12 protein-coding genes are annotated in these 21,221 nt (G+C 62.7%); 1 reads left to right on the forward strand and 11 read right to left on the reverse strand.

All coding sequences use genetic code 11. From position 1 onward, the window contains the following. Nucleotides 1–31: 31 nt before the first annotated feature. The 10 genes from ACLD1Y_RS07380 to ACLD1Y_RS07425 form a co-directional block, all read right to left on the reverse strand. A complete protein-coding gene (locus ACLD1Y_RS07380; protein WP_429476797.1) occupies nucleotides 32–625 on the reverse strand; it encodes a glutathione S-transferase in 594 nt (197 codons plus the stop codon). Next, complete coding sequence (locus ACLD1Y_RS07385; protein ID WP_429476799.1) at nucleotides 622–4,260, reverse strand: AAA family ATPase; 3,639 nt, start codon at nucleotides 4,258–4,260, stop codon at nucleotides 622–624. The genes ACLD1Y_RS07380 and ACLD1Y_RS07385 overlap by 4 nt, the downstream gene beginning before the upstream one ends. After that, nucleotides 4,257–5,498: an exonuclease SbcCD subunit D C-terminal domain-containing protein gene (locus tag ACLD1Y_RS07390; RefSeq protein WP_429476801.1), complete on the reverse strand. Its 1,242-nt coding sequence runs from the start codon at nucleotides 5,496–5,498 to the stop codon at nucleotides 4,257–4,259. The genes ACLD1Y_RS07385 and ACLD1Y_RS07390 overlap by 4 nt, the downstream gene beginning before the upstream one ends. Nucleotides 5,499–5,695: 197 nt before the next feature. Beyond that, nucleotides 5,696–7,336, reverse strand: a complete 1,641-nt coding sequence (locus tag ACLD1Y_RS07395) for a BatD family protein (protein WP_429476803.1) — start codon at nucleotides 7,334–7,336, stop codon at nucleotides 5,696–5,698. After that, nucleotides 7,333–9,078, reverse strand: coding sequence for a tetratricopeptide repeat protein (locus tag ACLD1Y_RS07400; RefSeq protein ID WP_429476805.1), 1,746 nt, complete (start codon nucleotides 9,076–9,078; stop codon nucleotides 7,333–7,335). Before ACLD1Y_RS07400 ends, ACLD1Y_RS07395 begins: the two co-directional genes overlap by 4 nt. Further along, complete coding sequence (locus ACLD1Y_RS07405; protein WP_429476807.1) at nucleotides 9,075–10,163, reverse strand: vWA domain-containing protein; 1,089 nt, start codon at nucleotides 10,161–10,163, stop codon at nucleotides 9,075–9,077. The genes ACLD1Y_RS07400 and ACLD1Y_RS07405 overlap by 4 nt, the downstream gene beginning before the upstream one ends. Beyond that, on the reverse strand, nucleotides 10,156–10,650 hold the full coding sequence (locus ACLD1Y_RS07410; RefSeq protein ID WP_429476809.1) for a DUF4381 domain-containing protein: 495 nt from the start codon (nucleotides 10,648–10,650) through the stop codon (nucleotides 10,156–10,158). Before ACLD1Y_RS07410 ends, ACLD1Y_RS07405 begins: the two co-directional genes overlap by 8 nt. Beyond that, nucleotides 10,647–11,579: a DUF58 domain-containing protein gene (locus ACLD1Y_RS07415; RefSeq protein WP_429476811.1), complete on the reverse strand. Its 933-nt coding sequence runs from the start codon at nucleotides 11,577–11,579 to the stop codon at nucleotides 10,647–10,649. Before ACLD1Y_RS07415 ends, ACLD1Y_RS07410 begins: the two co-directional genes overlap by 4 nt. 5 nt (nucleotides 11,580–11,584) lie before the next feature. After that, a complete protein-coding gene (locus ACLD1Y_RS07420) occupies nucleotides 11,585–12,544 on the reverse strand; it encodes an AAA family ATPase (protein ID WP_017739127.1) in 960 nt (319 codons plus the stop codon). A gap of 293 nt (nucleotides 12,545–12,837) precedes the next feature. Continuing rightward, complete coding sequence (locus ACLD1Y_RS07425) at nucleotides 12,838–13,191, reverse strand: hypothetical protein (RefSeq protein ID WP_429476814.1); 354 nt, start codon at nucleotides 13,189–13,191, stop codon at nucleotides 12,838–12,840. Between the two features lie 413 nt (nucleotides 13,192–13,604). Here ACLD1Y_RS07425 and ACLD1Y_RS07430 point away from each other — a divergent pair, with 413 nt between their 5' ends. After that, complete coding sequence (locus ACLD1Y_RS07430; RefSeq protein WP_429476816.1) at nucleotides 13,605–18,464, forward strand: NAD-glutamate dehydrogenase; 4,860 nt, start codon at nucleotides 13,605–13,607, stop codon at nucleotides 18,462–18,464. 320 nt (nucleotides 18,465–18,784) lie between these two features. Here the strand turns inward: ACLD1Y_RS07430 and ACLD1Y_RS07435 are convergent, their stop codons facing one another. After that, on the reverse strand, nucleotides 18,785–21,193 hold the full coding sequence (locus ACLD1Y_RS07435) for a TonB-dependent siderophore receptor (RefSeq protein WP_429476817.1): 2,409 nt from the start codon (nucleotides 21,191–21,193) through the stop codon (nucleotides 18,785–18,787). Nucleotides 21,194–21,221: the final 28 nt, after the last annotated feature.

Genomic DNA, 21,221 nt, shown 5'->3' on the forward strand with positions numbered 1-21,221 from the left:
AGCCCGCTCCCACATTTGGATTGCGTTGCGTTCAAGCCTTTGCCATTACCGCCACAAACAGCGGTGATTCCAGAAAACGCTGTAACCAAACCTGCAACCGCTTATACGAAGTACCGGCAAACCACACTCGATCCACATGGGCAAACTGGCGCACAAATGGCGCCAGTGCAGCATCCGCCAGGGTCAGGTGGTTGGCCAGCAGGTAATCCCGCTCGGCCAACAATCCCTCAAGCTTGCGCAAGAACACCTCGCCCTCGGCCCGATAATGTTCCATCGGGTGTTCCGGGTAGCGCTCGGCGTACTTGTATCGATTCAAGTGATGCTTGAATTGCTGATCGTTCTCGGCGATCAACGCCAAGACCGCCGGGTCACCTTGCAGCAGCCAATCCTCGGGATCGTGCTGGGCCAAGGCCCACTGCATGATTTCCAGGCTTTCATCAATCACCCGACCGTCAACACTCAGCACCGGCACTGTGCCCTTGGGCGACAGCGCCAGCATCTCGTCCGGCTTGGCCTTGAGGCTGACTTCAACGATTCGCACCGGTACGCCGCAGTAGCGTAGGGCCAACCGCGCCCGCATCGCGTACGGGCAGCGGCGGAACGAATACAGCAGCGCCTCGCTCACTTGACCTCCAGGGTGCTCAAGCCATTGCCCTGGCGCTTGACCTGGATCTGCACCGGGATGCGCTCGTGCATTTCCTGTACGTGGGAAATCACCGCCACCTTGCGGCCCTGGGCCTGCAAACCGTCCAGGGCATCCATGGCCAATTGCAGGGATTCGGGGTCAAGGCTGCCAAAGCCTTCGTCGATAAACAGCGACTCGATCTTCAAGGTGCTGGACGCCATCGAGGCTAGGCCCAAGGCCAACGCCAGCGACACCAGGAACGTCTCGCCGCCGGACAACGAATGCACCGAGCGCAGTTCGTCGCCCATTTCTGTGTCCAGCACCAGCAGGCCGAGCATGCTGCCGCCGCGCTTGAGGCGGTAGCGGCGCACCAGTTGGCGCAGTTGCACGTTGGCGTGGTGCACCAGCAGGTCGAGGTTGTAGGCCTGGGCGATCTTGCGGAAGGTATCGCCGGTGGCTGAGCCGATCAGCGCGTTGAGGCGTGCCCAGCGCTGCCACTCGTCATAGGCCTTGGCGATCTGCTCGGCGAGGGTGTGGTTGGCCTCCTGACGGCGCTGGTCTTCGGACTGGCGCGCACGCAGTTCGGCGACTGCTTTCTCGCCATCGGCCAATTGCTGGTTGAGCGCGGCCAGGGTGCTGTCCAGTTCCTCGGCATCCAGGTTGCCGTTGTGCAGGGCCTGGTGTTCGGCCAGGCGTTGTTCGCGCTCTTGCAGCAGGACCTTGGCTTGTTCGACGGCCTTTTCGCTGTGCTGTACGAGCTGGCGCAGCGCGCTGACTTGCGCGTCATCAAAGGCCAGCAGGCGAGTGAGGCCGCTGTCGTCCAGTTCAGGATGCAGGGCGCGCCATTCGTTGATGCGGGTATCGAGCGCCTGTTGTTCGGTGTGCAGGGCGTGTTGGCGTTCTTGCTGGGCCTTGAGGTCGGCGGCCAGTTGGATCAAGGCATTGCGGGTGTCCTGCAACTGTTGGTTGGCATCGGTCTCGCGTTGGCGCGACTGGGTGACGGCTTGATCCAATTGCTGCTGCCAATGCTCGGCGCTGGTGTGGTCGCCCAGCAGTGCGCCGAGTGTTGCCTGGGCGGCCTGTTGCTGAGCGGTCAGTTCGCTGACTTGCAGGCGCAGGGCGTCCAGTTGTTGTTGGCGATGCTGTTGGTGGGTCTGTTGATTTTCGAGGGTTTGCTGGCGCTCTTGCCGCTCTGCCAGTTCATCGCGTTGTTGGCCCAATTGCTCAAGACGCTGGCTGACCTGTTGGTCCAACTGCATGAAGGTCGCCGCAGGCTCGCTGCGCAAACCGTCCAAGGTGTCGGCGGGCAACAAGCTGGCGAAGGCATTGAGTTCTTCGTCCAGGCGCTCGCGGTCGTTGGACAACTCGCGCTGCTGGTCCACCAGCAATTGTCGGGCTTGCTGGCTGGCGTCCTGGGCCGCTTGCAGTTGTTGCTGCAAGCGCCCGGCGTTTTGTTGCAGGTTGAGCAGGGCGCCTTGGCGCTGTTCGTCCTGGGTGATGCTTTGGGTCAGTTGGCCCGTTTGCTGGGCCAACCAGTCGCTGCGCTTGGCCGCGTCCTGGTTGAACAGCGAGGCGGCTAACGGGTGTGCGTCCAGGCTCGGGGCCAGGGCTTGCTGTTGGGTTGCCAGGAGCTCTTGCTGGTGCAGGAATTCCTTCTGCTGGGCGATCAAACCACCGACTTCACCGCGCAGCTCGTTGAGTTTTTCCTTGAGGCTGTCGACGGCTTTCTGCGCCGCAGCTTCTTCGTTGTCGTCATGACGGCCAAGGCTTTGCAGCAGGGCTTCGGGCTGGTGATACGGATGCTCGTGGCTGCCGCACACCGGGCACGGCTGATCATCCTGCAACTGTTCACGCAACTCCTCGACGCTGGCACTGCGGGCCAGGCGTTGGCGCTCCAGCAACTGCTTGGTCACCGTCAGGGTTTGTTCGGCGACGGTCAGCTCGGCCTTGGTTTGCAGGCCGGTCTGGTTCAGTTGTTCGCGTTGCTGCTGGGCATCGGTGAGTTTTTGTGTGAGGGCTGCGGCCTGTTGATCGAGTTGGCGTTGGTTGTCCCACAGGCGCGTAAGGTCTTCGAAAGCACGTTGCTGCTTGCGATTGTCTTGCAGCAGGCTGGCCAGCAACTGGATCTGTTCGGCCACGGCATGGGGTTCGGCGCCGGCTTCCTGGTACAGCACGTCCAGGGCTTCGCGCTGCTGGGTGAAGCGTTCGGCGGCGCTGGTGGCGCGTTGTTCCAACTGTGGCAGTTCGCCTTGGCCTTTGTTCAGGCGGTTGCCGATCAGCATCAGTTGTTGCAGGCGCTCGCGATAAAGCGTCCAGGCATCGCTCAGCGGGGCCAGTGCGGCACTGCGTTCAAGGCCGGCTGCCAGGCGTTGCAGGCGTTCGGCGACTTGGGTTTGTTTGTCCAGCAAGCCGTTGAGCAGGGCCTGGCCTTCGGTGCAGGCCTGTTCGTGTTGCAACTGGTCTTCGCTGCGCTTGGCCAGGTCTTTGGTCAAGTGGGCGAGGGTGCTTTGTTCGTCAAACGCCTGGCGCAATAGAGGCGCGGCCTCGCCCTGGCTTTTCAAGGCGTCGGCAAGGGCGGTCTGGGCGCTCGCCTGTTGTTGCTGGGCCTGTTCCTGGCGCGTGTTCAGCACCGCTTGCTGTTCGATGTGTTGCTGAATCTGCGCGGCCAACGGCGACAACAGCTGGCCGAGTTCTGCCTGGCGGGCGAAGTGGTGACGTTGCGGCGCCAACTGGTCCAGGCGGCTCAGGTCCTGGCGTTGTGGGCCTTGGCTGTCCCAATCGGCCTGGGCGCGTTGCAGCTGTTCGGTGGCGCTGAGCTGGCGTTCCTGCCACTCGCGCAGTTCCTTGAGCCAGGTGTGTTGCAACTCCAACTGCTTGAGTTGGGCTTGTTGGGTCTTGAGCTGCTGCTGGGCCTGGTTGAACTGTTGATCCAGCTCGGCACGGGCTTCGGGCGCCAGCGGCACAACGCCGGTGGCCTGGTCTTGCAGTTGTTTGTGGGCGTCCTTGGCGTCCTTGGCCTTGTCGAACGCACGACGGCCGAGCTGGGTGTAGAGCGCGGTGTCGGTGAGTTTTTCCAGCAGTTCGCTGCGTTCGTTGTCGTTGGCCTTGAGGAAGGCGCTGAATTCGCTTTGTGCCAGCAGCACGGCGCGGGTGAACTGTTCGAAGTTCAGGCCCAGGGCCAGTTCCAGCTGGGTCTTGTATTCGGTTTTCTGGCTGGCCAGCAGTTGATCACTGTCGAGGTCGATCAGGCTTTGGCGGCTGTTCTGCAACTTGCCGCTGGCCTTGTCCCTGGCACGGTTGGCTTCCCAGCGCGCACGGTAGCGTCGGCCGTTGACGCCGACGAAATCCACTTCGGCATACCCGCCGCCAGTACCCCGGCGCAGCAGGGTGCGCGGGTCACCAATGGAAATGTCGCTGTCGGCGTCCGGCATCTTGGCCTGGCCGGTATCGCCCAGGCGCGGCACTGCACCAAACAGCGCCAGGCACAGCGCATCGAGCAGGGTGCTTTTGCCGGCGCCGGTGGGGCCGGTGATGGCGAACAAGCCCGCGCTGGCCAACGGCTCGGCGGTGAAGTCGATCTCGAACGGGCCGGCCAGGGAGGCGAGGTTTTTCAGGCGGATGGCGAGGATCTTCATGGCTGTTCGTCCTCCTGTTGCACTTCCTGGAGCAGCACGGCGAAGTCCTTCAAGGTTTGTTCGTCCACTTCGCTGCCGTAGCTGTCCTGCCAGGCGCGGCTGAATAATTCTTGCGGAGTGAGCTGGTCGAGTTCGATGAGTGGGTCGTCGCTGTCGTCTTCACGGCGGCCAACGCCTGCGTATTCAGCGGCGATGCGCACCAGGCGCACGGCTTTGCCTTGCAGGGCGGTTTCGATTTGCTGGCGCAGGTCGGGCTGGGGTTCGTCGAGGCGTACGCGCACTTCGAGCCACGGGTGGCGTTGGGTTTCGGCCAGCAGGTCGACGTCCGGCAACGCGGCCAAGGCAGTGAGGATGTCGGCCAGGGGCGCGGCTTCCAGGCGTTGCAGGTCAACCGAGCGCGGGATCAGCAGCGGTTCGACACTCACCAGGCTCTGGCCTTGGAACGTCACGTCAAGCACCTGATGCTTGTAGCCGATCTCGGAAAACGACAGCGGAATCGGCGAGCCGCTATAGCGAATGCGGTCTTCGCCATTGACCTTTTGCGGCTTGTGCAAATGGCCGAGAGCAACGTAGCCAACAGTCCGATCAAAAAGGCTGGCGGGCAGCGCCTCGGCATTGCCGATGATCAAGCTGCGCTCGGAGTCCTCCGATACCGAGCCACCGGCCATATGGGCATGGCTGATGGCAATCAGCGCCTGGCCTTTTTTGCGTTTGGCATTGGCGGCGGCGATCAGTTGTTCATGCACCTGGCCGATGCCCCGCAGGTAGTCGTCGCCCAACTGCGCACCCGTGACTTCCGCCGGGCGCAAGAACGGCAGCGCCAGGCACCAGCCGGCGATCTTGCCCTTGGCGTTCGGCAGCGGGATCAGCAGGCGTTCGGCGTCCAGTTGGCCATCGTCGAGCCACAGCACGCGACCGAGGGCGTGGGTGCGCAAACGGCGCATCAACGGCGCAGGCAATTCGATGCGCGAGCCGGAGTCGTGGTTACCGGCGATCATCACGATGGTCAGCGTGGGGTTTTGTTCGTGGGCACTGATGATGAAGTCATACAGCCGCTCCTGGGCCTTGAGCGGCGGGTTGACCGTGTCGAAGATATCGCCAGCGATCAGCAACACATCCGGGGCGTGGGCCTTTAATTGGCCCAGCAGCCAGTCGAGGAAACAGGCGTGTTCGTAATCGCGTTCCTGGCCATGCAGGTTTTGCCCAAGGTGCCAGTCGGAGGTGTGAAACAGACGCAAGGCGAACTCCGTGGAGAATAGGAAAAGGAGGGGAGTTTACCTGTTATGCGACCCCGTTGCCCCAGGCGATAGAGATCAAATGTGGGAGCGGGCTTGCTCGCGAAAGCGGTGTGTCAGTCAGCTCATCTGCAACTGACACACCGCTTTCGCGAGCAAGCCCGCTCCCACATTTTGATTTGTGTTGAATCAGGGGGGGGTTACTTGGGGTATAGCGGCGGCAAGCTGGTGGCGTCGGTGGCGGGGTCCAGCTCACGTTCGGCCACCGGGATGGACTTGACCGCCCGCCACAGGTCTTCGCCCAGCCAGTACTGGCCGCTTTCGCTGTAGAGCGCGCCGTTCAACCCGTCCAGAGCATCGGACAAGGGGATGTACCGCGCCGCCATGTCGGCCAGGGTTTCCGGCTGTTGGCGCGCCCAGGCGTCGAGCGCCTGGCGGGTGGCTTGGGGGTCGTTGGCCTGAGTGGCGCGCTTGAGGTCGTCCAGCAAGGTGCGTGGGCTTGGGCCGGTTTGTGCGGCACGCAGCACGGCCGGTTGCCAGCGCGCACGCCACCACAGGCCGAATCCCAGCAGGGTGGTGCAGGCAAGCATCAAGGTGCTCAGTTGCCACAGCCACAGGCGGCTGTCGTCGGGCGCGGTGATGATGGTGGGGGTAGCAGGGGTGTCCACCACCAGGCTTGGGTTGGTGGCCACTTGCAGGGTGCGCGCTGGCAGGCTGGTGCGTTCCAGGTGGTCTTCGTGGGTGTTCCACCACACCACTTCGACGGCGGGCATCTCTATGGCGCCGGCGCGGGTGGGTACCAGGGCTTCGCGGTCTTCACGGCTGCCGATCAAGCCGCGCTCGTTGGTTTGGTTGCCCAGCACGGGTTGGTCCGGGTAGCGGCGCAGGCCGTTGATTTCGACGCTGGGCAAAGCGGGCAACTGCGCGCTGGAGAGGCCTTCGGCGTTGACCGTGAGGCTGCGGGTCAGGGAGTCGCCGACCTGGACGTGTTCCGGTTCCGGGTTCCAACTTTCGCTCAGGGTCAGGCTACGCGCTGGCAGCCATGGCGTATCGGCGGGATACAGCGCCGGCTTGGGCTTTACCGTCAACGGCAATGGCGCTGAACTCACGTGGATCAACTTGCCCGGCTTGGTGCCTTGCAGGGTGTTCTCTTGGGGCGGGCGCGATTCCACCAGGGTGGCGCTGAAGGTTTGCGCGGGGATGTCCAGGGTGCCGCTGTGTTGCGGGTAGATCGCGTAGCGGGTTTCGATCACGCCATGGCGGATGCTGTTGATCACTTTTTCATAGGTGCGCGATTCCCCCAGTTGCTCCACACGGGCATCGGGTATCTGCAACGGTGTGAGGCTGCTGTCGTCATACAGCGACACCGAGTGGTACACGCGCACGGTCAACAGCGCCTGGGCCTGCACGTACACCGCTGTCTGGTCGAGGTTGGCTTCGACAAACACGGGGGCCAGTTCGGCGTTGGTGTCCTGGCTTGAGGTTTCCACCACGGTCAAGTTGATGGGCTGGGTTGTGTAGTCGCCCACCTGTAGTGGCGGGATGACCACCGTGCCGTTTTGTTTGGGCAGCAGGGTGATGATCCAACGGGTGGTTGCGTGGTTATCGCCGCCCAAGGTAGTGAGCTGGTTCAACTGGCGGGTGCCGCTGACTTCGAATTGCGCATCCAGGGGCGACAGGTCGGGTTTGCCGAACAGCGTGACGTCGTTGGATTCCACCGTCAGCTCGACCGTTTCGCCGGAATTGAGGCGGCTGCGGTCAACGCTGGCGACCAGGTTCGCCGCCTGGGCGTGGCCTGCCGACAAGGCGAGCAGGAGCAGTAGGGTGGTGCGGCGGCTCATCGAGTCTTGTCCTGATGTTGTTGCTGTTCGTACCAGAATTTGCGCCGCAGCAGTTCGCCGGGGTTGTCCGGGATCTCCCGCAGCCATTGCTCCAGGGCCTGGCGGTGTTCACCGTCGAGGCTGGCATCGTTGGGGCGCAGCGGCGGGGTGGTGGTTTGCTCATCTTCAAGCTCGCTGCCCGGTACTTCGTTGCCACCGGCTTGCGCGGTGGCGTCCGCCTGCTTATCGCCGGCACCGGCTTCACCCTGGCCCTGGGATGATTGCTCGCCCCCCGTGTCCGTTTGCCCGCTGGCGCCTGGTTGCGCAGTTTGGCCGGGTTGGGTGGTTTCGTCATCCTCGTTTTCTGCCGGTTTTTCGGCGTCGTGCTGTGCCTGTTCCTGTTCTTGTAGCAGGGCTTCCACCAGGGCCTTGTTTTTCAGGGCCGGTTGCAGGTCGGGCTGGGCTTCCAGGGCTTGCTCGTACGCGTCGATCGCGGCCTCCAGCTCGCCGGACTTGGCCAGGGCATTACCCCTATTGTAGTGGGCGTAGGCGCTATCGCTTTCGGCAAAACGCTTGATGGCTTCGGCGTAGTTGCCCGCTTCGTAGAGTGCGACGCCTTGCCATTGCGGGTCCTGGAAGTGTTCGGCGGCCTCGGCAGGACGTTTCTTCTTGAGCAAATACTGGCCCTGCTGGTCGGGGCGCAGCCACAGGTCTTGCAGGCCAAAGGCATAGCTGGGCTGGGGCGCGCCCAATAGCAGCAAGGGCAGGCAGAACAACCAGCCCCGCCGTCCGGCACAGGCGGCCAGCAGCAACAGCGGCAGCAGCAACCAATAGCCTTGGTCGGCCCAGGTATCCAGGTGCAGCAATTGCCCGTCGTTACGCAGCGCTTGCGGGGTATCCATCACGCCGAGTTGGCGCAGGTCCTTGTCGTCCAGGCGCGCGGCGCGGTAACGGCCGCCCATTTCGCTGGCAAAGGCCTTGAGCGTGGGGCTGTCCAGGCGTGGTACGAGGATCGCGCCTTGTTCGTCCTTGAGGAACTCGCCGCTTTCCTGGGTCACCGGGGTGCCTTCACGGCTGCCGATGCCAAGGATCGACAGGCTGGGCGATTGCGCGCTTTGCAGCAGCAGGCGAATGCCCTGGCGTTCCTGCTTGGACAGGGATGAGCCGATCAGCAGCAGGCGGCCCTGGCCCAGGCCACCTTGCTTGAGCAACCCCAGGGCTTTCTCCACCGCCAGGTCAGCGCGATGGCCCGGCTCGGGCATGATCGACGGGCGCAGGGCTTCCAGCAGGTTGCGGCTGGTGGCGAGGTCGTCCGATAGCGGCACCAGGGTGTGGGCGCTGCCGGCATACACGACGATGGCGGTTTGTGCGTCGCTGCGCGCTTGCAGCAGGTCATACAGCTTGCGCCGTGCTTGCTCCAGGCGGTTGGGCGGGCTGTCGGTGGCAAGCATTTCCGGGGTCAGCTCCAGCAGCACCACCAGCGGGTCGGACGGTTTCTGGCTGGACTGCTCGACCCGCTGCCAGCTCGGGCCCAGCAAGGCCAGGACGGCCAGCAGCCAGGCAATCCCCAATACCACCCACGGCGATTTGCTTTCACGCCCATTGCCGCCGCTGAGCAACACGGCGTGGAAGGCTGGCGGCAGGATCATTTGCCAGCGCCCGGCACGTTTTTGGCGGTGCCACAGCTGCCACAGCAACCAGCCGAGCAGGGGCAGCAGCAACAGCCACCAGGGACGGAACCAATGCGGCCACAGGTCGATCATCGACGCCTCCGCAAGCGCAGGCGTTTGAGGCGTTGGCGCCATTCCGGGTGCTGTTGCAGGAAAATCCCCTTGCTGGTGAGCTTATTGAACAGCCGTTGCAGCGCGTTGTTTGGCCAGCGCTCCTGGATCACCAGCAGCATGCTCAGTACCAGCGCCAACGCGAGCGGCGCGCTGTACAGCGCCTGGGCCGGGCGCGCCTGGGTCGGTTGCTGTTCCACCGGTTCGAGCTGGTCGAGGGTTTGCTTGATGGTTTGCAGTTCTTCGCCATCGCGGGCACGGAAGTATTGGCCGCCGGTGGCGTCGGCAATGGCCTTGAGCGCAGGCTCGTCCAGGTCCAGGCTCGGGTTGACGCCCAGAATCCCTAAGGAACCGGTTTGTTCCGGGTCGGCGCCGATGCCGATGGGGTAGATCTTCACGCCTTCTTCGGCGGCCAGGCGCGCGGCGGTCAGCGGGTCGATCTGCCCGGCGTTGTTGGCGCCGTCGGTGACCAGGATAAGCACGCGGCTTTGCGCAGGGCGCTGGCGCAGGCGCTTGAGGGCCAGGCCGATGGCATCGCCGATGGCGGTGTTTTTGCCGGCGATGCCGATGCGTGCTTCATCCAGCCAAGTGCGCACGCTGCGGCGGTCGAAGGTCAGCGGTGCTTGCAGGTACGCCTTGCTGCCAAACAGGATCAGGCCGACGCGGTCGCCTTCGCGGTGTTCCAGGAAGTCCCCGAGCAGGTGCTGCACCAGGCTCAGGCGGCTGACGTCATCGCCCTGCCAATGCATATCGGGGAAGTCCATGGAGCCGGACACGTCCACCGCCACCAGCAAGTCGCGGCCACTGGCAGCAATCGGCAAGGGTTCACCGAGCCATTCCGGGCGCGCGGCGGCGGTCAGCAGCAACAGCCACAGCACCACGAACGGCGCTTGTTGACGCCAGCCCGGCAGGTTGACGCGGGCGCGGCGGCGGGCCAGGCCTTCGAGGTCACTGAGGTAGCTGACTTTAAGCGCGGGCTCGCCACTGTCGGCCACCGGAAGGATAAGGCGCATCAGCCACGGCAGCGGCAGCAGGGCGAAGATCCACGGCCAGGCGAACTCAAACATGTTTACGAATCCAGGTATCAACGGCTTGGGTCAGGCCGGCGATGGCCTTGTCGTCGAGTTTGCATTCGGGTTTATACGCGCCCTCTACCAATATCATCCAGCGGGTGAGGCCGGCAGCGGGGCAGCGGTTGTCGAGGAACGCCAGCCATTTGCGGCCGTTGAGGGTGTGGCTTTGGCTGTAGGGGTAGTCGTTACGGCACAGGCGTTTGAGCAGGCCATTGAGTTGCTGCAGCCAGGCACCGGCGGGGGCGCCGTCGTAGGGCTTGGGCATCAGTGCCAGTTCGGCCAGGGCGGCGATGCGCAGTGGGTCCAAGGGTTGCTCGGCACGTGCCACCGGGCGGCGGGTAGGCAGGAAGCGGCGCAGCGACCACAAGCCCCAGCCCAACAGCGGAATTAATACCAGCAACAGCCACCAACCGGGCGCAGGTGGCCAGAAGCCGATGGCCGGCGGGGCGATCAGCGGCTGTAGTTGGTCGAGGCTGCTCATTGCTTTTTAACCGGGCGTTGCGGGTTGAGGTATTCGCGCAATTGCTCAACCATTTCGCTTTGGGTGCTCAAGGGCATCAGCAGAATCCGCAGCTTTTGTGCGAGTAACTCCCAGCGGGCGATACGCGCTTCGGCCTGGGCCTTGTAGGCCTGGCGTAGATCGTAGTTGAGCGTATCCAACTCCAGCTGAGCGCCACGTTCGGCGAAACGCAGCAACCCGGCGGCGGGCAGGGCGTGGTCCAGAGGGTCGGAGATCGGCAACAGCAGCAGGTCGCAATGGCGCGACAGCAGGCTCAGTTGTTGCTCGGCGCCTTCGGTGAGGGCGCGCTCGTCGCAGATCACAATCACCAGGCTGCCGGGGCGCAAGACTTCCCGGCCTCGGCGCAGGGCCATGCCCAGGGCGTCGGCTTCGGGGCGGCTCTCGGTGTTCAGGCTTTGGTTGACGCGCACCAGGCGGTTGAGCAATTGCAGTAGGCTTTGCTTGCTGCGCCGGGGTTTGATCTCGTAGTGCTCGTTGTCGCCGAACACCAGGCCGCCCACGCGGTCGTTATGCCCCAAGGCCGCCCACCCGATCAGGCTGGCGGCTTGGGCTGCCAGCACCGACTTGAACATCTGCCCCGAGCCGAAAAACAGCCGGCAGCTTTGCTCCACCATGATGAAGATCGGCCGCTCACGTTCCTCATGGAACAGTTTGGTGTGCGGCTCCTGGGTACGGGCCGTCACACGCCAGTCGATGGTGCGCACATCGTCACCGGCCTGGTACACGCGCACCTGGTCAAAATCCACACCGCGTCCGCGCAGCTTGGAGTGGTGCAGGCCGATCAGCGGGCTGCGCTGGCTCGGCGTGGAAAACAGCTGCACTTCACGCACGCGATGGCGCATCTCGATCAATTCGCTGAGGGAGACGCGGATGCCATCGCCGGTGTTCATGGGTTTCAAGCGACGGCAACGACGTCAAGAATGCGCTGCACCACGCGGTCCTGGTCAATGCCAGCGGCTTCGGCCTCGAACGACAGGATGATGCGATGACGCAGCACGTCGAACAGCACCGCCTGGATATCTTCCGGGCTCACGAAGTCGCGACCGGCCAGCCAGGCATGGGCGCGGGCGCAGCGGTCCAGGGCAATGGAGCCGCGCGGGCTGGCGCCGTAGGCGATCCACTCGGCCATCTCTGGGTCGAATTTGGCTGGGGTGCGCGTGGCCATGACCAGTTGCACCAGGTATTCCTCCACCGCATCGGCCATGTACAGGCCGAGGATTTCCTTGCGGGCGGCGAAGATCGCCTGTTGGCTCACGCGACGCTCGGGCTTGGTTTCACCGTTGAGGGCTTCACCACGGGCCTGTTGCAGGATGCGCCGCTCAACGGCAGCGTCCGGGAAACCGATTTTTACGTGCATCAAGAAGCGGTCGAGCTGGGCTTCGGGCAGCGGGTAGGTGCCTTCCTGTTCGATCGGGTTTTGCGTGGCCATCACCAAAAACAGCGGCGACAGCTCGTAGGTACTGCGCCCGACGCTGACTTGGCGCTCGGCCATGGCTTCCAGCAGGGCTGATTGCACCTTGGCCGGGGCGCGGTTGATTTCGTCCGCCAGCACCAGGTTGTGGAAGATCGGCCCCTGCTGGAACACGAAGCTGCCGGTTTCCGGGCGATAGATCTCGGTGCCGGTGATGTCGGCGGGCAACAGGTCGGGGGTGAATTGGATGCGATGGAACTGCGCCTCGATGCCCTCGGCCAGCTCTTTGATGGCCTTGGTCTTGGCCAGCCCTGGCGCACCTTCCACCAGCATATGGCCGTCGGCAAGCAGGGCGATCAGCAGGCGATCGATGAGTTTTTCCTGGCCGAGAATCTGCGTAGAAAGAAAGGTTCGCAGCGCAAGCAGCGCTTCACGATGTTCCATCGATGACGGTTCCTGGAAAGATAAGCACGGGCGGTTTGGGGCAGACGCCGGGCTGGGGCGTCTACTTTAATGCATCGAGGGGGGTGGCGACTAACGGCGTAACGGGTATTTTTGGCGAAACTTGTAGGATTTTTGTGTGGAGTGCAGGAATGGTTGCAGCAGGACTTGCTGTTGTGAACACCAGCAATGTGGGAGGGGGCTTGCCCCCGATGGCGGACTGTCAGTCATCGATGTATCAACTGACACACTGCCATCGGGGGCAAGCCCCCTCCCACATTAGATCGGCGGTGCCTTTAGGTGCGGGTGAAAGTGCCCGTTCCCTTGAGGATGTTTTGCAAGGTTTCTTCCACTTCGACCAAGTCGGATGCAGCAGTGGTGTGGCTGATTTCCAACTGATCCTTGCCGCCGAGCGCGTCCGCATCGCCAGCCGCCAGCTCCACCAGCAAGGTAGTTGCGCTCAAGGTGACTTTGAGCCCATCCAGCGTCGACGGCTCATAATCCCAGGTCAGCTCGACCTCATCTTCATCCGGGTAACGGGTGAGCATGAACATTTCGCCGTTCTTGCCGTGGCAGCAGAGCATCGCCATGTTGTCTTCTTCGTCGTCGCACGGGGTTGCCATCAGGGCGTCGGTTTTCAGTTGCAGCATGGGGCAATCCTGTCTGGGGTAGGGCGTAATGCGGGGATTGTGCCATTGCGGCGTATTTTGTGCTGCATCCTGTGTCAGACCTGTTGCATAACTGCCGGGTTGCACCCGTCGCAACCCCGCCCCTGCGTACCGATGTCCGAATATGTCGCAGCACCGCAAGCAGCGGCGTTCCCACACTCGTTAAGCTGCGCAACGGATGTGCATGGGCCAGGCGCCTGACCTGCCCGTCGTACCGTCATCTGGCCAGGTGTACATCTTGTGGAAGTTGTATGTGACCCCGTTGTCTTGTGCAGCTTCACCCTCCTGTCGCTTTGATTCGCTATGGTTAACGTGCGAACAGAGCAGACGGTCTCCCCGCAAGGGGATAACACGCGACGCTTTCATCAATAACAAGCCCAAGCGGAGTACCACAGATGGCGTTCTTCACCGCAGCCAGCAAGGCCGACTTCCAGCATCAACTGCAAGCGGCACTGGCGCAGCACATCAGTGAACAGGCACTGCCACAAGTGGCGCTGTTCGCTGAACAATTTTTCGGCATCATTTCCCTGGACGAACTGACCCAGCGTCGCCTTTCCGACCTGGCCGGTTGCACCCTCTCTGCGTGGCGCCTGCTTGAGCGCTTTGACCACACCCAACCGCAAGTGCGGGTGTACAACCCCGATTACGAACGTCACGGCTGGCAATCGACCCACACCGCGGTCGAAGTGCTGCACCATGACCTGCCGTTCCTGGTGGACTCGGTGCGTACCGAGCTGAACCGTCGCGGCTACAGCATCCACACCCTGCAAACCACCGTGCTCAGCGTGCGTCGTGGGGCCAAGGGCGAGTTGCTGGAAATCCTGCCAAAAGGCACCCAGGGCGAAGGCATCCAGCAAGAATCGCTGATGTACCTGGAAATCGACCGTTGCGCCAACGCCGCCGAATTGAACGTGCTGAGCAAAGAGCTTGAGCAGGTATTGGGCGAAGTGCGCGTGGCGGTGGCTGACTTTGAGCCGATGAAAGCCAAGGTCCAGGACCTGCTGGCCGGTATCGATGCCAGCCAGTTCGCCATCGACGGTGAAGAAAAAGCCGAGATCAAGAATTTCCTGGAATGGCTGGTGGGCAACCACTTCACCTTCCTCGGCTACGAAGAATTCGTGGTACGTGACGAGGCGGACGGTGGTCATATCGAATATGACGCCAATTCCTTCCTCGGTCTGACCAAGCTGCTACGTGCCGGCCTCACCGCCGATGACCTGCGCATCGAAGACTACGCCGTGGCTTACCTGCGCGAACCGACCGTGTTGTCGTTCGCCAAGGCCGCGCACCCAAGCCGTGTACACCGCCCGGCCTACCCGGACTATGTGTCGATCCGCGAGATCAGCGCCGACGGCAAGGTCATCAAGGAACACCGCTTCATGGGCCTGTACACCTCGTCGGTGTACGGCGAAAGCGTGCGGGTGATCCCTTATATCCGTCGCAAGGTCGCGGAAATCGAGCGCCGCTCGGGCTTCCAGGCCAAGGCCCACTTGGGCAAGGAGCTGGCACAAGTCGTTGAGGTGCTGCCTCGCGATGACCTGTTCCAGACCCCGGTGGACGAGCTGTTCAGCACTGTGATGTCCATCGTGCAGATCCAGGAGCGCAACAAGATCCGCGTGTTCCTGCGCAAAGACCCTTACGGTCGTTTCTGCTACTGCCTGGCCTACGTGCCGCGTGACATCTATTCCACCGAAGTGCGCCAGAAAATCCAGCAAGTGCTGATGGATCGCCTGAAAGCCTCGGATTGCGAGTTTTGGACGTTCTTCTCCGAGTCCGTGCTGGCCCGTGTACAGCTGATTCTGCGGGTTGACCCGAAGAACCGCCTCGACATCGACCCGCTGCAACTGGAAAAAGAAGTGGTGCAGGCCTGCCGCAGTTGGCAGGACGACTACTCGAGCCTGGTGATTGAAAGCTTCGGCGAAGCCCAGGGCACCAACGTGCTGGCAGACTTCCCGAAAGGCTTCCCGGCCGGCTACCGCGAGCGTTTCGCGGCGCATTCGGCCGTGGTCGACATGCAGCACCTCAACAGCCTGACCGAAGCCAACCCGCTGGTGATGAGTTTCTACCAGCCGCTGGGCCAGGTTTCCGGCCAGCGTGAGTTGCATTGCAAGCTCTACCATGCCGATACCCCGCTGGCACTGTCCGACGTGCTGCCGATCCTGGAAAACCTTGGCCTGCGCGTGCTGGGTGAATTCCCGTATCGCCTGCGCCATGCCAATGGCCGCGAGTTCTGGATCCATGACTTTGCGTTCATCGCCGCCGAAGGCGTGAACCTGGATATCCAGCAGCTCAACGACACCCTGCAAGACGCGTTCGTACACATCGTGCACGGCGATGCCGAGAACGATGCGTTCAACCGCCTGGTACTCACTGCCGGCCTGCCATGGCGTGACGTGGCGCTGCTGCGTGCCTACGCCCGTTACCTCAAGCAGATCCGCCTGGGCTTCGACCTGGGTTACATCGCCAGCACCCTGAACAACCACACCGACATCGCCCGCGAGTTGACCCGGTTGTTCAAGACCCGCTTCTACCTGGCGCGCAAGCTCACCAGCGATGACTTGGAAGACAAGCAGCAGCGCCTGGAACAAGCGATCCTCAGCGCCCTGGACGACGTTCAGGTGCTCAACGAAGACCGCATCCTGCGTCGCTACCTGGACCTGATCAAGGCCACCCTGCGTACCAACTTCTACCAGACCGACGCCAACGGCCAGAACAAGTCGTACTTCAGCTTCAAGTTCGACCCGCGTGCGATCCCTGAGCTGCCTAAGCCGGTGCCGAAGTTTGAGATCTTCGTGTACTCGCCACGGGTTGAGGGTGTGCACCTGCGCTTCGGCAACGTCGCTCGCGGCGGCCTGCGCTGGTCCGACCGCGAAGAAGACTTCCGTACCGAAGTGTTGGGCCTGGTAAAAGCCCAGCAGGTTAAGAACTCGGTGATCGTGCCGGTGGGTGCGAAGGGTGGCTTCCTGCCGCGTCGCCTGCCACTGGGCGGCACCCGCGACGAGATCGCGGCCGAGGGCATCGCTTGCTACCGCATCTTCATTTCCGGTCTGTTGGACATCACCGACAACCTCAAGGACGGCGCCCTGGTGCCGCCGGCCAACGTCGTGCGTCATGACGACGATGACCCGTACCTGGTAGTAGCGGCGGACAAGGGCACTGCGACCTTCTCCGACATCGCCAACGGCATCGCCATCGACTACGGGTTCTGGCTGGGGGATGCGTTTGCGTCCGGTGGTTCGGCCGGTTACGACCACAAGAAAATGGGCATCACCGCCAAGGGCGCGTGGGTCGGCGTGCAGCGTCACTTCCGTGAGCGCGGCATCAATGTGCAGGAAGACAGCATCACCGTGGTTGGCGTCGGCGATATGGCCGGTGACGTGTTTGGTAACGGCCTGTTGATGTCCGACAAGCTGCAACTGGTTGCGGCCTTCAACCACCTGCACATCTTCATCGACCCGAACCCGAACCCGGCCACCAGCTTCGTCGAGCGTCAGCGCATGTTCGAGCTGCCGCGTTCGGCCTGGACCGACTACGACACCAGCATCATGTCCGAAGGCGGCGGTATCTTCTCGCGCAGCGCGAAAAGCATCGCCATCTCGCCACAGATGAAAGAACGCTTCGACATCTCGGCCGACAAGCTGACCCCGACCGAACTGCTGAACGCCTTGCTCAAGGCGCCGGTGGACCTGTTGTGGAACGGCGGTATCGGTACTTACGTCAAAGCCAGCACCGAAAGCCATGCCGACGTGGGCGACAAGGCCAACGACGCACTGCGCGTCAACGGCAATGAGCTGCGCTGCAAGGTGGTGGGCGAGGGCGGTAACCTCGGCATGACCCAGTTGGGTCGTGTGGAATTCGGCCTCAATGGCGGCGGCTCCAACACCGACTTCATCGACAACGCCGGTGGCGTGGATTGCTCCGACCACGAAGTGAACATCAAGATCCTGCTCAACGAAGTGGTGCAGGCCGGTGACATGACCGACAAGCAGCGCAACCAGTTGCTGGCGAGCATGACCGACGAAGTCGGCAACCTGGTGTTGGGCAACAACTACAAGCAAACCCAGGCCCTGTCCCTGGCGGCGCGCCGTGCCTACGAGCGTGCTGCCGAGTACAAGCGCCTGATGAGCGACCTGGAAGGCCGTGGCAAGCTGGACCGCGCCATCGAGTACCTGCCGACCGAGGAGCAGCTCGTCGAGCGCGCCGCGAACGGCAAGGGCTTGACCCGTCCGGAGCTGTCGGTGCTGATTTCCTACAGCAAGATCGACCTCAAGGAAGCCTTGCTCAAGTCTCAGGTGCCGGATGACGACTACCTGACCCGTGACATGGAGACCGCGTTCCCACCGAGCCTGGTGGCCAAGTTCGGCGAGGCCATGCGTCGTCACCGCCTGAAGCGCGAAATCGTCAGCACCCAGATCGCCAACGACCTGGTCAACCACATGGGTATCACCTTCGTTCAACGACTCAAAGAGTCAACGGGCATGAGCCCGGCGAACGTGGCGGGCGCTTATGTGATCGTGCGCGACATCTTCCATCTCCCGCACTGGTTCCGCCAGATCGAAGCCCTGGACCACCAGGTTTCCGCTGACGTGCAACTGGAGCTGATGGACGAGCTGATGCGCCTGGGCCGTCGTGCTACGCGCTGGTTCCTGCGCAGCCGTCGCAACGAGCAGGACGCTGGTCGTGACACCGCGCACTTCGGTCCGCACCTGGCAGCGTTGGGTCTCAAACTCGACGAACTGCTGGAAGGCCCGACCCGCGAAGGCTGGCAGAACCGCTACGGCAAATACACCGAAGCCGGTGTGCCGGAGTTGTTGGCGCGCATGGTTGCAGGCACCACGCACCTGTACACCTTGCTGCCGATCATCGAAGCCGCCGACGTCACCGGGCACGACGCCGCCGAAGTGGCCAAGGCCTATTTCGCCGTGGGCAGCGCCCTGGACTTGCCGTGGTACCTGCAGCAGATCAGCGATCTGCCGGTGGCCAACAACTGGCAGGCCCAGGCCCGCGAAGCGTTCCGCGACGATGTGGACTGGCAGCAACGTGCGATCACCATTTCGGTCCTGCAAATGGCCGATGCGCCACAAGACATGGAAGCCCGCGTGGCCCTTTGGCTTGAGCAGCACAAGGACATGGCGGATCGTTGGGTGTCGATGATGGTGGAAATCCGTGCTGCTGTGGGTACGGACTACGCCATGTATGCGGTGGCCAACCGTGAGTTGCTGGACCTGGCGTTGAGCGGTCAGTCGGTGCTGTAACGGCAGCTGTTCAGCGTTAAAACAACAAGCCCCGTATCGCGAGATACGGGGCTTTTTATTACCTCTCGAAGCGACGGGGTTTAAATGTGGGAGGGGGCAAGCCCTAATGCCAGTCAGTTAAGGGCAAACACCGTCAGTGTGGCGAGGGAGCTTGCTCCCGCTGGGCCGCGTAGCGGCCCCAAAGATGGGACTGCTGCGCAGTCCAGCGGGAGCAAGCTCCCTCGCCACAGGTTAGCTTTTACTCTTTCTAACCCTTAACTGACTGGCATTGGGGCAAGCCCCCTCCCACATTAAATCTCGATTGCCTTGAAACCGGTGTTTTACCAGTCGTAGGTCAGGGTGGCTGTCACATTACGGCGCGGCCCGTAGTAGCACGCGGTGACATTGGTACACGCGGTCACATAATCCTTGTCAAACAGGTTGCTGGCATTCACCGCCACCCGCGTGCCCTGCAACTCGCTGGAGAGTTTGCCCAAGTCGTAGTGCACCGCCGCATCAAACACCGTCACATTGCCGCTCTCGATGCGATTACGTGCAGCGGTGGTCGAGACTGCCGAGCTGCCCCACAACACGCCGGTGTAACGTGCGCCGGCACCCAAACCCAGGCCTGCGAGCGGGCCGTCATCGAGGGTGTAATCTAGCCACGCCGAGGCTTGGTGACGTGGGGTGAACGGCAATTCGTAGCCCTTGTCGGTGTAGGCCGAGGTCACATAGCCGCTCTTGGTGATCTCACTGTCGGTGTAGGTGTACGAGGCGATCAACGACAGGTTATGGCTCAGCACCGCCTTGCCTTCCAGCTCAAACCCACGGCTGCGCGCTTCGCCGATTTGCACGGTGTTGCGGATGTCTACGGGGTCGACGGTGGTGAGGTTTTTCTGGGTCAGGGTGTAGACCGAGGCGGTGATAAAGCTGTCCTGGCCGGGCGGTTGGTATTTCACGCCGGCTTCGTATTGCTCGCCTTCGGTGGGTTTGAAGATCGGCGTGGTCGAGCTGACGCTGGTGTTGAGCGTCGGGTCGAAGGATTGCGAGTAGCTGACGTAGGGCATGACGCCGTTGTCGAACAGGTAGCCGAGGCCCGCCCGCCAGGTGCCTTTTTCGTCGTTCTGCTTGATCACGCGGTCACGCGGCGTGGCGCGGTCGGGGCGAAAGTCGCTGGTGGCTTTGGCCCAGTCGTAGCGCCCGCCCAAGGTCAGGATCCAACGGTCGAGCTTGATCTGGTCTTGCAGGTACACGCCGGTCTGTTTCTGGGTCTGGTACATGTCGCGGCCAACGTACTGGTTGCTCACGCTGCCGTTGTAGGTGGGGTTGTAGGGGTCGATGGAAGTGAAGGTGCCGTTGACCACATCGTTGTCCAGGGCGTTGCGGCGAAAGTCCACGCCCATCAGCAAGGTGTGCTCCAGCGCGCCGGTATTGAAGTGGGCCTGGGCCTGGTTGTCGACGTTGAAGATCTGGATATTGCGCTTGATGTCTGACGCCAGGCGCAGCAGCGTGGGGCTGGTGGCGCTGGCGTAGCCGTTGTTGAAGGCCGAGCGGTTCTGGATATTCACTTTGCTCCAGCGCAGGTTCTGGCGCAGGGTCCAGGTGTCGTTCAGGTGATGCTCGAACAGGTAGCCGAGCTGGTAGCTTTCGCGGCGCAGTTGGTCGTAGTTCGGATCGCCCAGCAAGGTATCGCTGCCGATATGACCCCAGGGCGAACCTTGCTGCGAGCCCTTTTGCGGGTAGTACTGTTCGGTGGTGCCGCCCCAGTCGCGCTGGTATTGGGCGAGCAGGGTGAGCGAGGTGTCATCGTTGGGGCGCCAGGTCAGGGCCGGGGCGATGAAGTTGCGGTTGTTGTCGACGTGATCGACCTGGGTGCCGCTGTCTTTGACCAGGCCGGTCAGGCGATAGCTCCACTCGCCTTGGTCATCCAGGGGGCCGCCAAAGTCGAAGCCGAACTGTTTGAGGTCGTGGCTACCGCCTTGCACCTGGATCTGGTGAATCGGTGTGGTGCTGGGCATTTTACTGGTGAGGTTGATCAGGCCACCCGGGCGGCTCTGGCCATAGAGCATTGAGCTGGGGCCGCGCAGCACTTCGACGCTTTGCAAGCCATAGGGCTCGGACATGCTGCCCTGGCCGCTTTCGCCATACGGCAACATCAGGCCGTCCTGGAACACATAGGGTGAAAAACCGCGTACGCGGAACTGTTCGCGGCTGTTGTTGCTGCCGGTGTATTCGCCGTAGATGCCCGGCGTATAGCGCACCGCCTGGCTGACATCCTGCACCGCCTGGTCATCCATCTGCTTGCGCGAAACCACCGAGATCGATTGTGGGACTTCCACCAACGGCGTGTCGGTCTTGGTCCCGCCACGGCTGCGTTTGACCACGTAGCTGGTGTCGCCGATTTCTTCGTTATCTGCGGCACGCGCATTGATGCTGGTTTCGTCCAGGTTGACGGTGCCGGAGGGCAGTGGCTTGAGGGTTAAAACGCCGCCCTCGGTGGTGTCCAGGCCCAGGCCCGAACCTGACAGCGCCTGGCTCAGTGCCTGCTCGGTGCTCATGTCTCCGCGCACGGCGGGTGCTTGCAGGCCCGAGACGAGGCTGGGCTCATACACGATTTCACGGGCGCTTTGCTGGGCGATGCGGCCTAAGGTGGTGGCCAGACTGGCGGGCGGCAAGTCGAAGTTGGCGGCAAAGGCCATTGGCGCCATCAACAGGGCGAGCGGAAGCAGGGTACGGGTGCTGCGGGACATAACGAGGGCTCCATTGGCGGTCCGCATT

Origin of the sequence: Pseudomonas sp. 18175 (assembly GCF_050432925.1) — a bacterium.
Lineage (GTDB): Bacteria > Pseudomonadota > Gammaproteobacteria > Pseudomonadales > Pseudomonadaceae > Aquipseudomonas.

Excerpts from the sequence above, each read along its gene's own strand:
- ACLD1Y_RS07395 (WP_429476803.1), bottom strand. The coding sequence starts at position 7,336 with ATGAGCCGCCGCACCACCCTACTGCTCCTGCTCGCCTTGTCGGCAGGC.
- ACLD1Y_RS07435 (WP_429476817.1), bottom strand. The coding sequence starts at position 21,193 with ATGTCCCGCAGCACCCGTACCCTGCTTCCGCTCGCCCTGTTGATGGCG.
- ACLD1Y_RS07430 (WP_429476816.1), top strand. The coding sequence starts at position 13,605 with ATGGCGTTCTTCACCGCAGCCAGCAAGGCCGACTTCCAGCATCAACTG.
- ACLD1Y_RS07410 (WP_429476809.1), bottom strand. The coding sequence starts at position 10,650 with ATGAGCAGCCTCGACCAACTACAGCCGCTGATCGCCCCGCCGGCCATC.
- ACLD1Y_RS07420 (WP_017739127.1), bottom strand. The coding sequence starts at position 12,544 with ATGGAACATCGTGAAGCGCTGCTTGCGCTGCGAACCTTTCTTTCTACG.
- ACLD1Y_RS07405 (WP_429476807.1), bottom strand. The coding sequence starts at position 10,163 with ATGTTTGAGTTCGCCTGGCCGTGGATCTTCGCCCTGCTGCCGCTGCCG.
- ACLD1Y_RS07415 (WP_429476811.1), bottom strand. The coding sequence starts at position 11,579 with ATGAACACCGGCGATGGCATCCGCGTCTCCCTCAGCGAATTGATCGAG.
- ACLD1Y_RS07385 (WP_429476799.1), bottom strand. The coding sequence starts at position 4,260 with ATGAAGATCCTCGCCATCCGCCTGAAAAACCTCGCCTCCCTGGCCGGC.
- ACLD1Y_RS07425 (WP_429476814.1), bottom strand. The coding sequence starts at position 13,191 with ATGCTGCAACTGAAAACCGACGCCCTGATGGCAACCCCGTGCGACGAC.
- ACLD1Y_RS07400 (WP_429476805.1), bottom strand. The coding sequence starts at position 9,078 with ATGATCGACCTGTGGCCGCATTGGTTCCGTCCCTGGTGGCTGTTGCTG.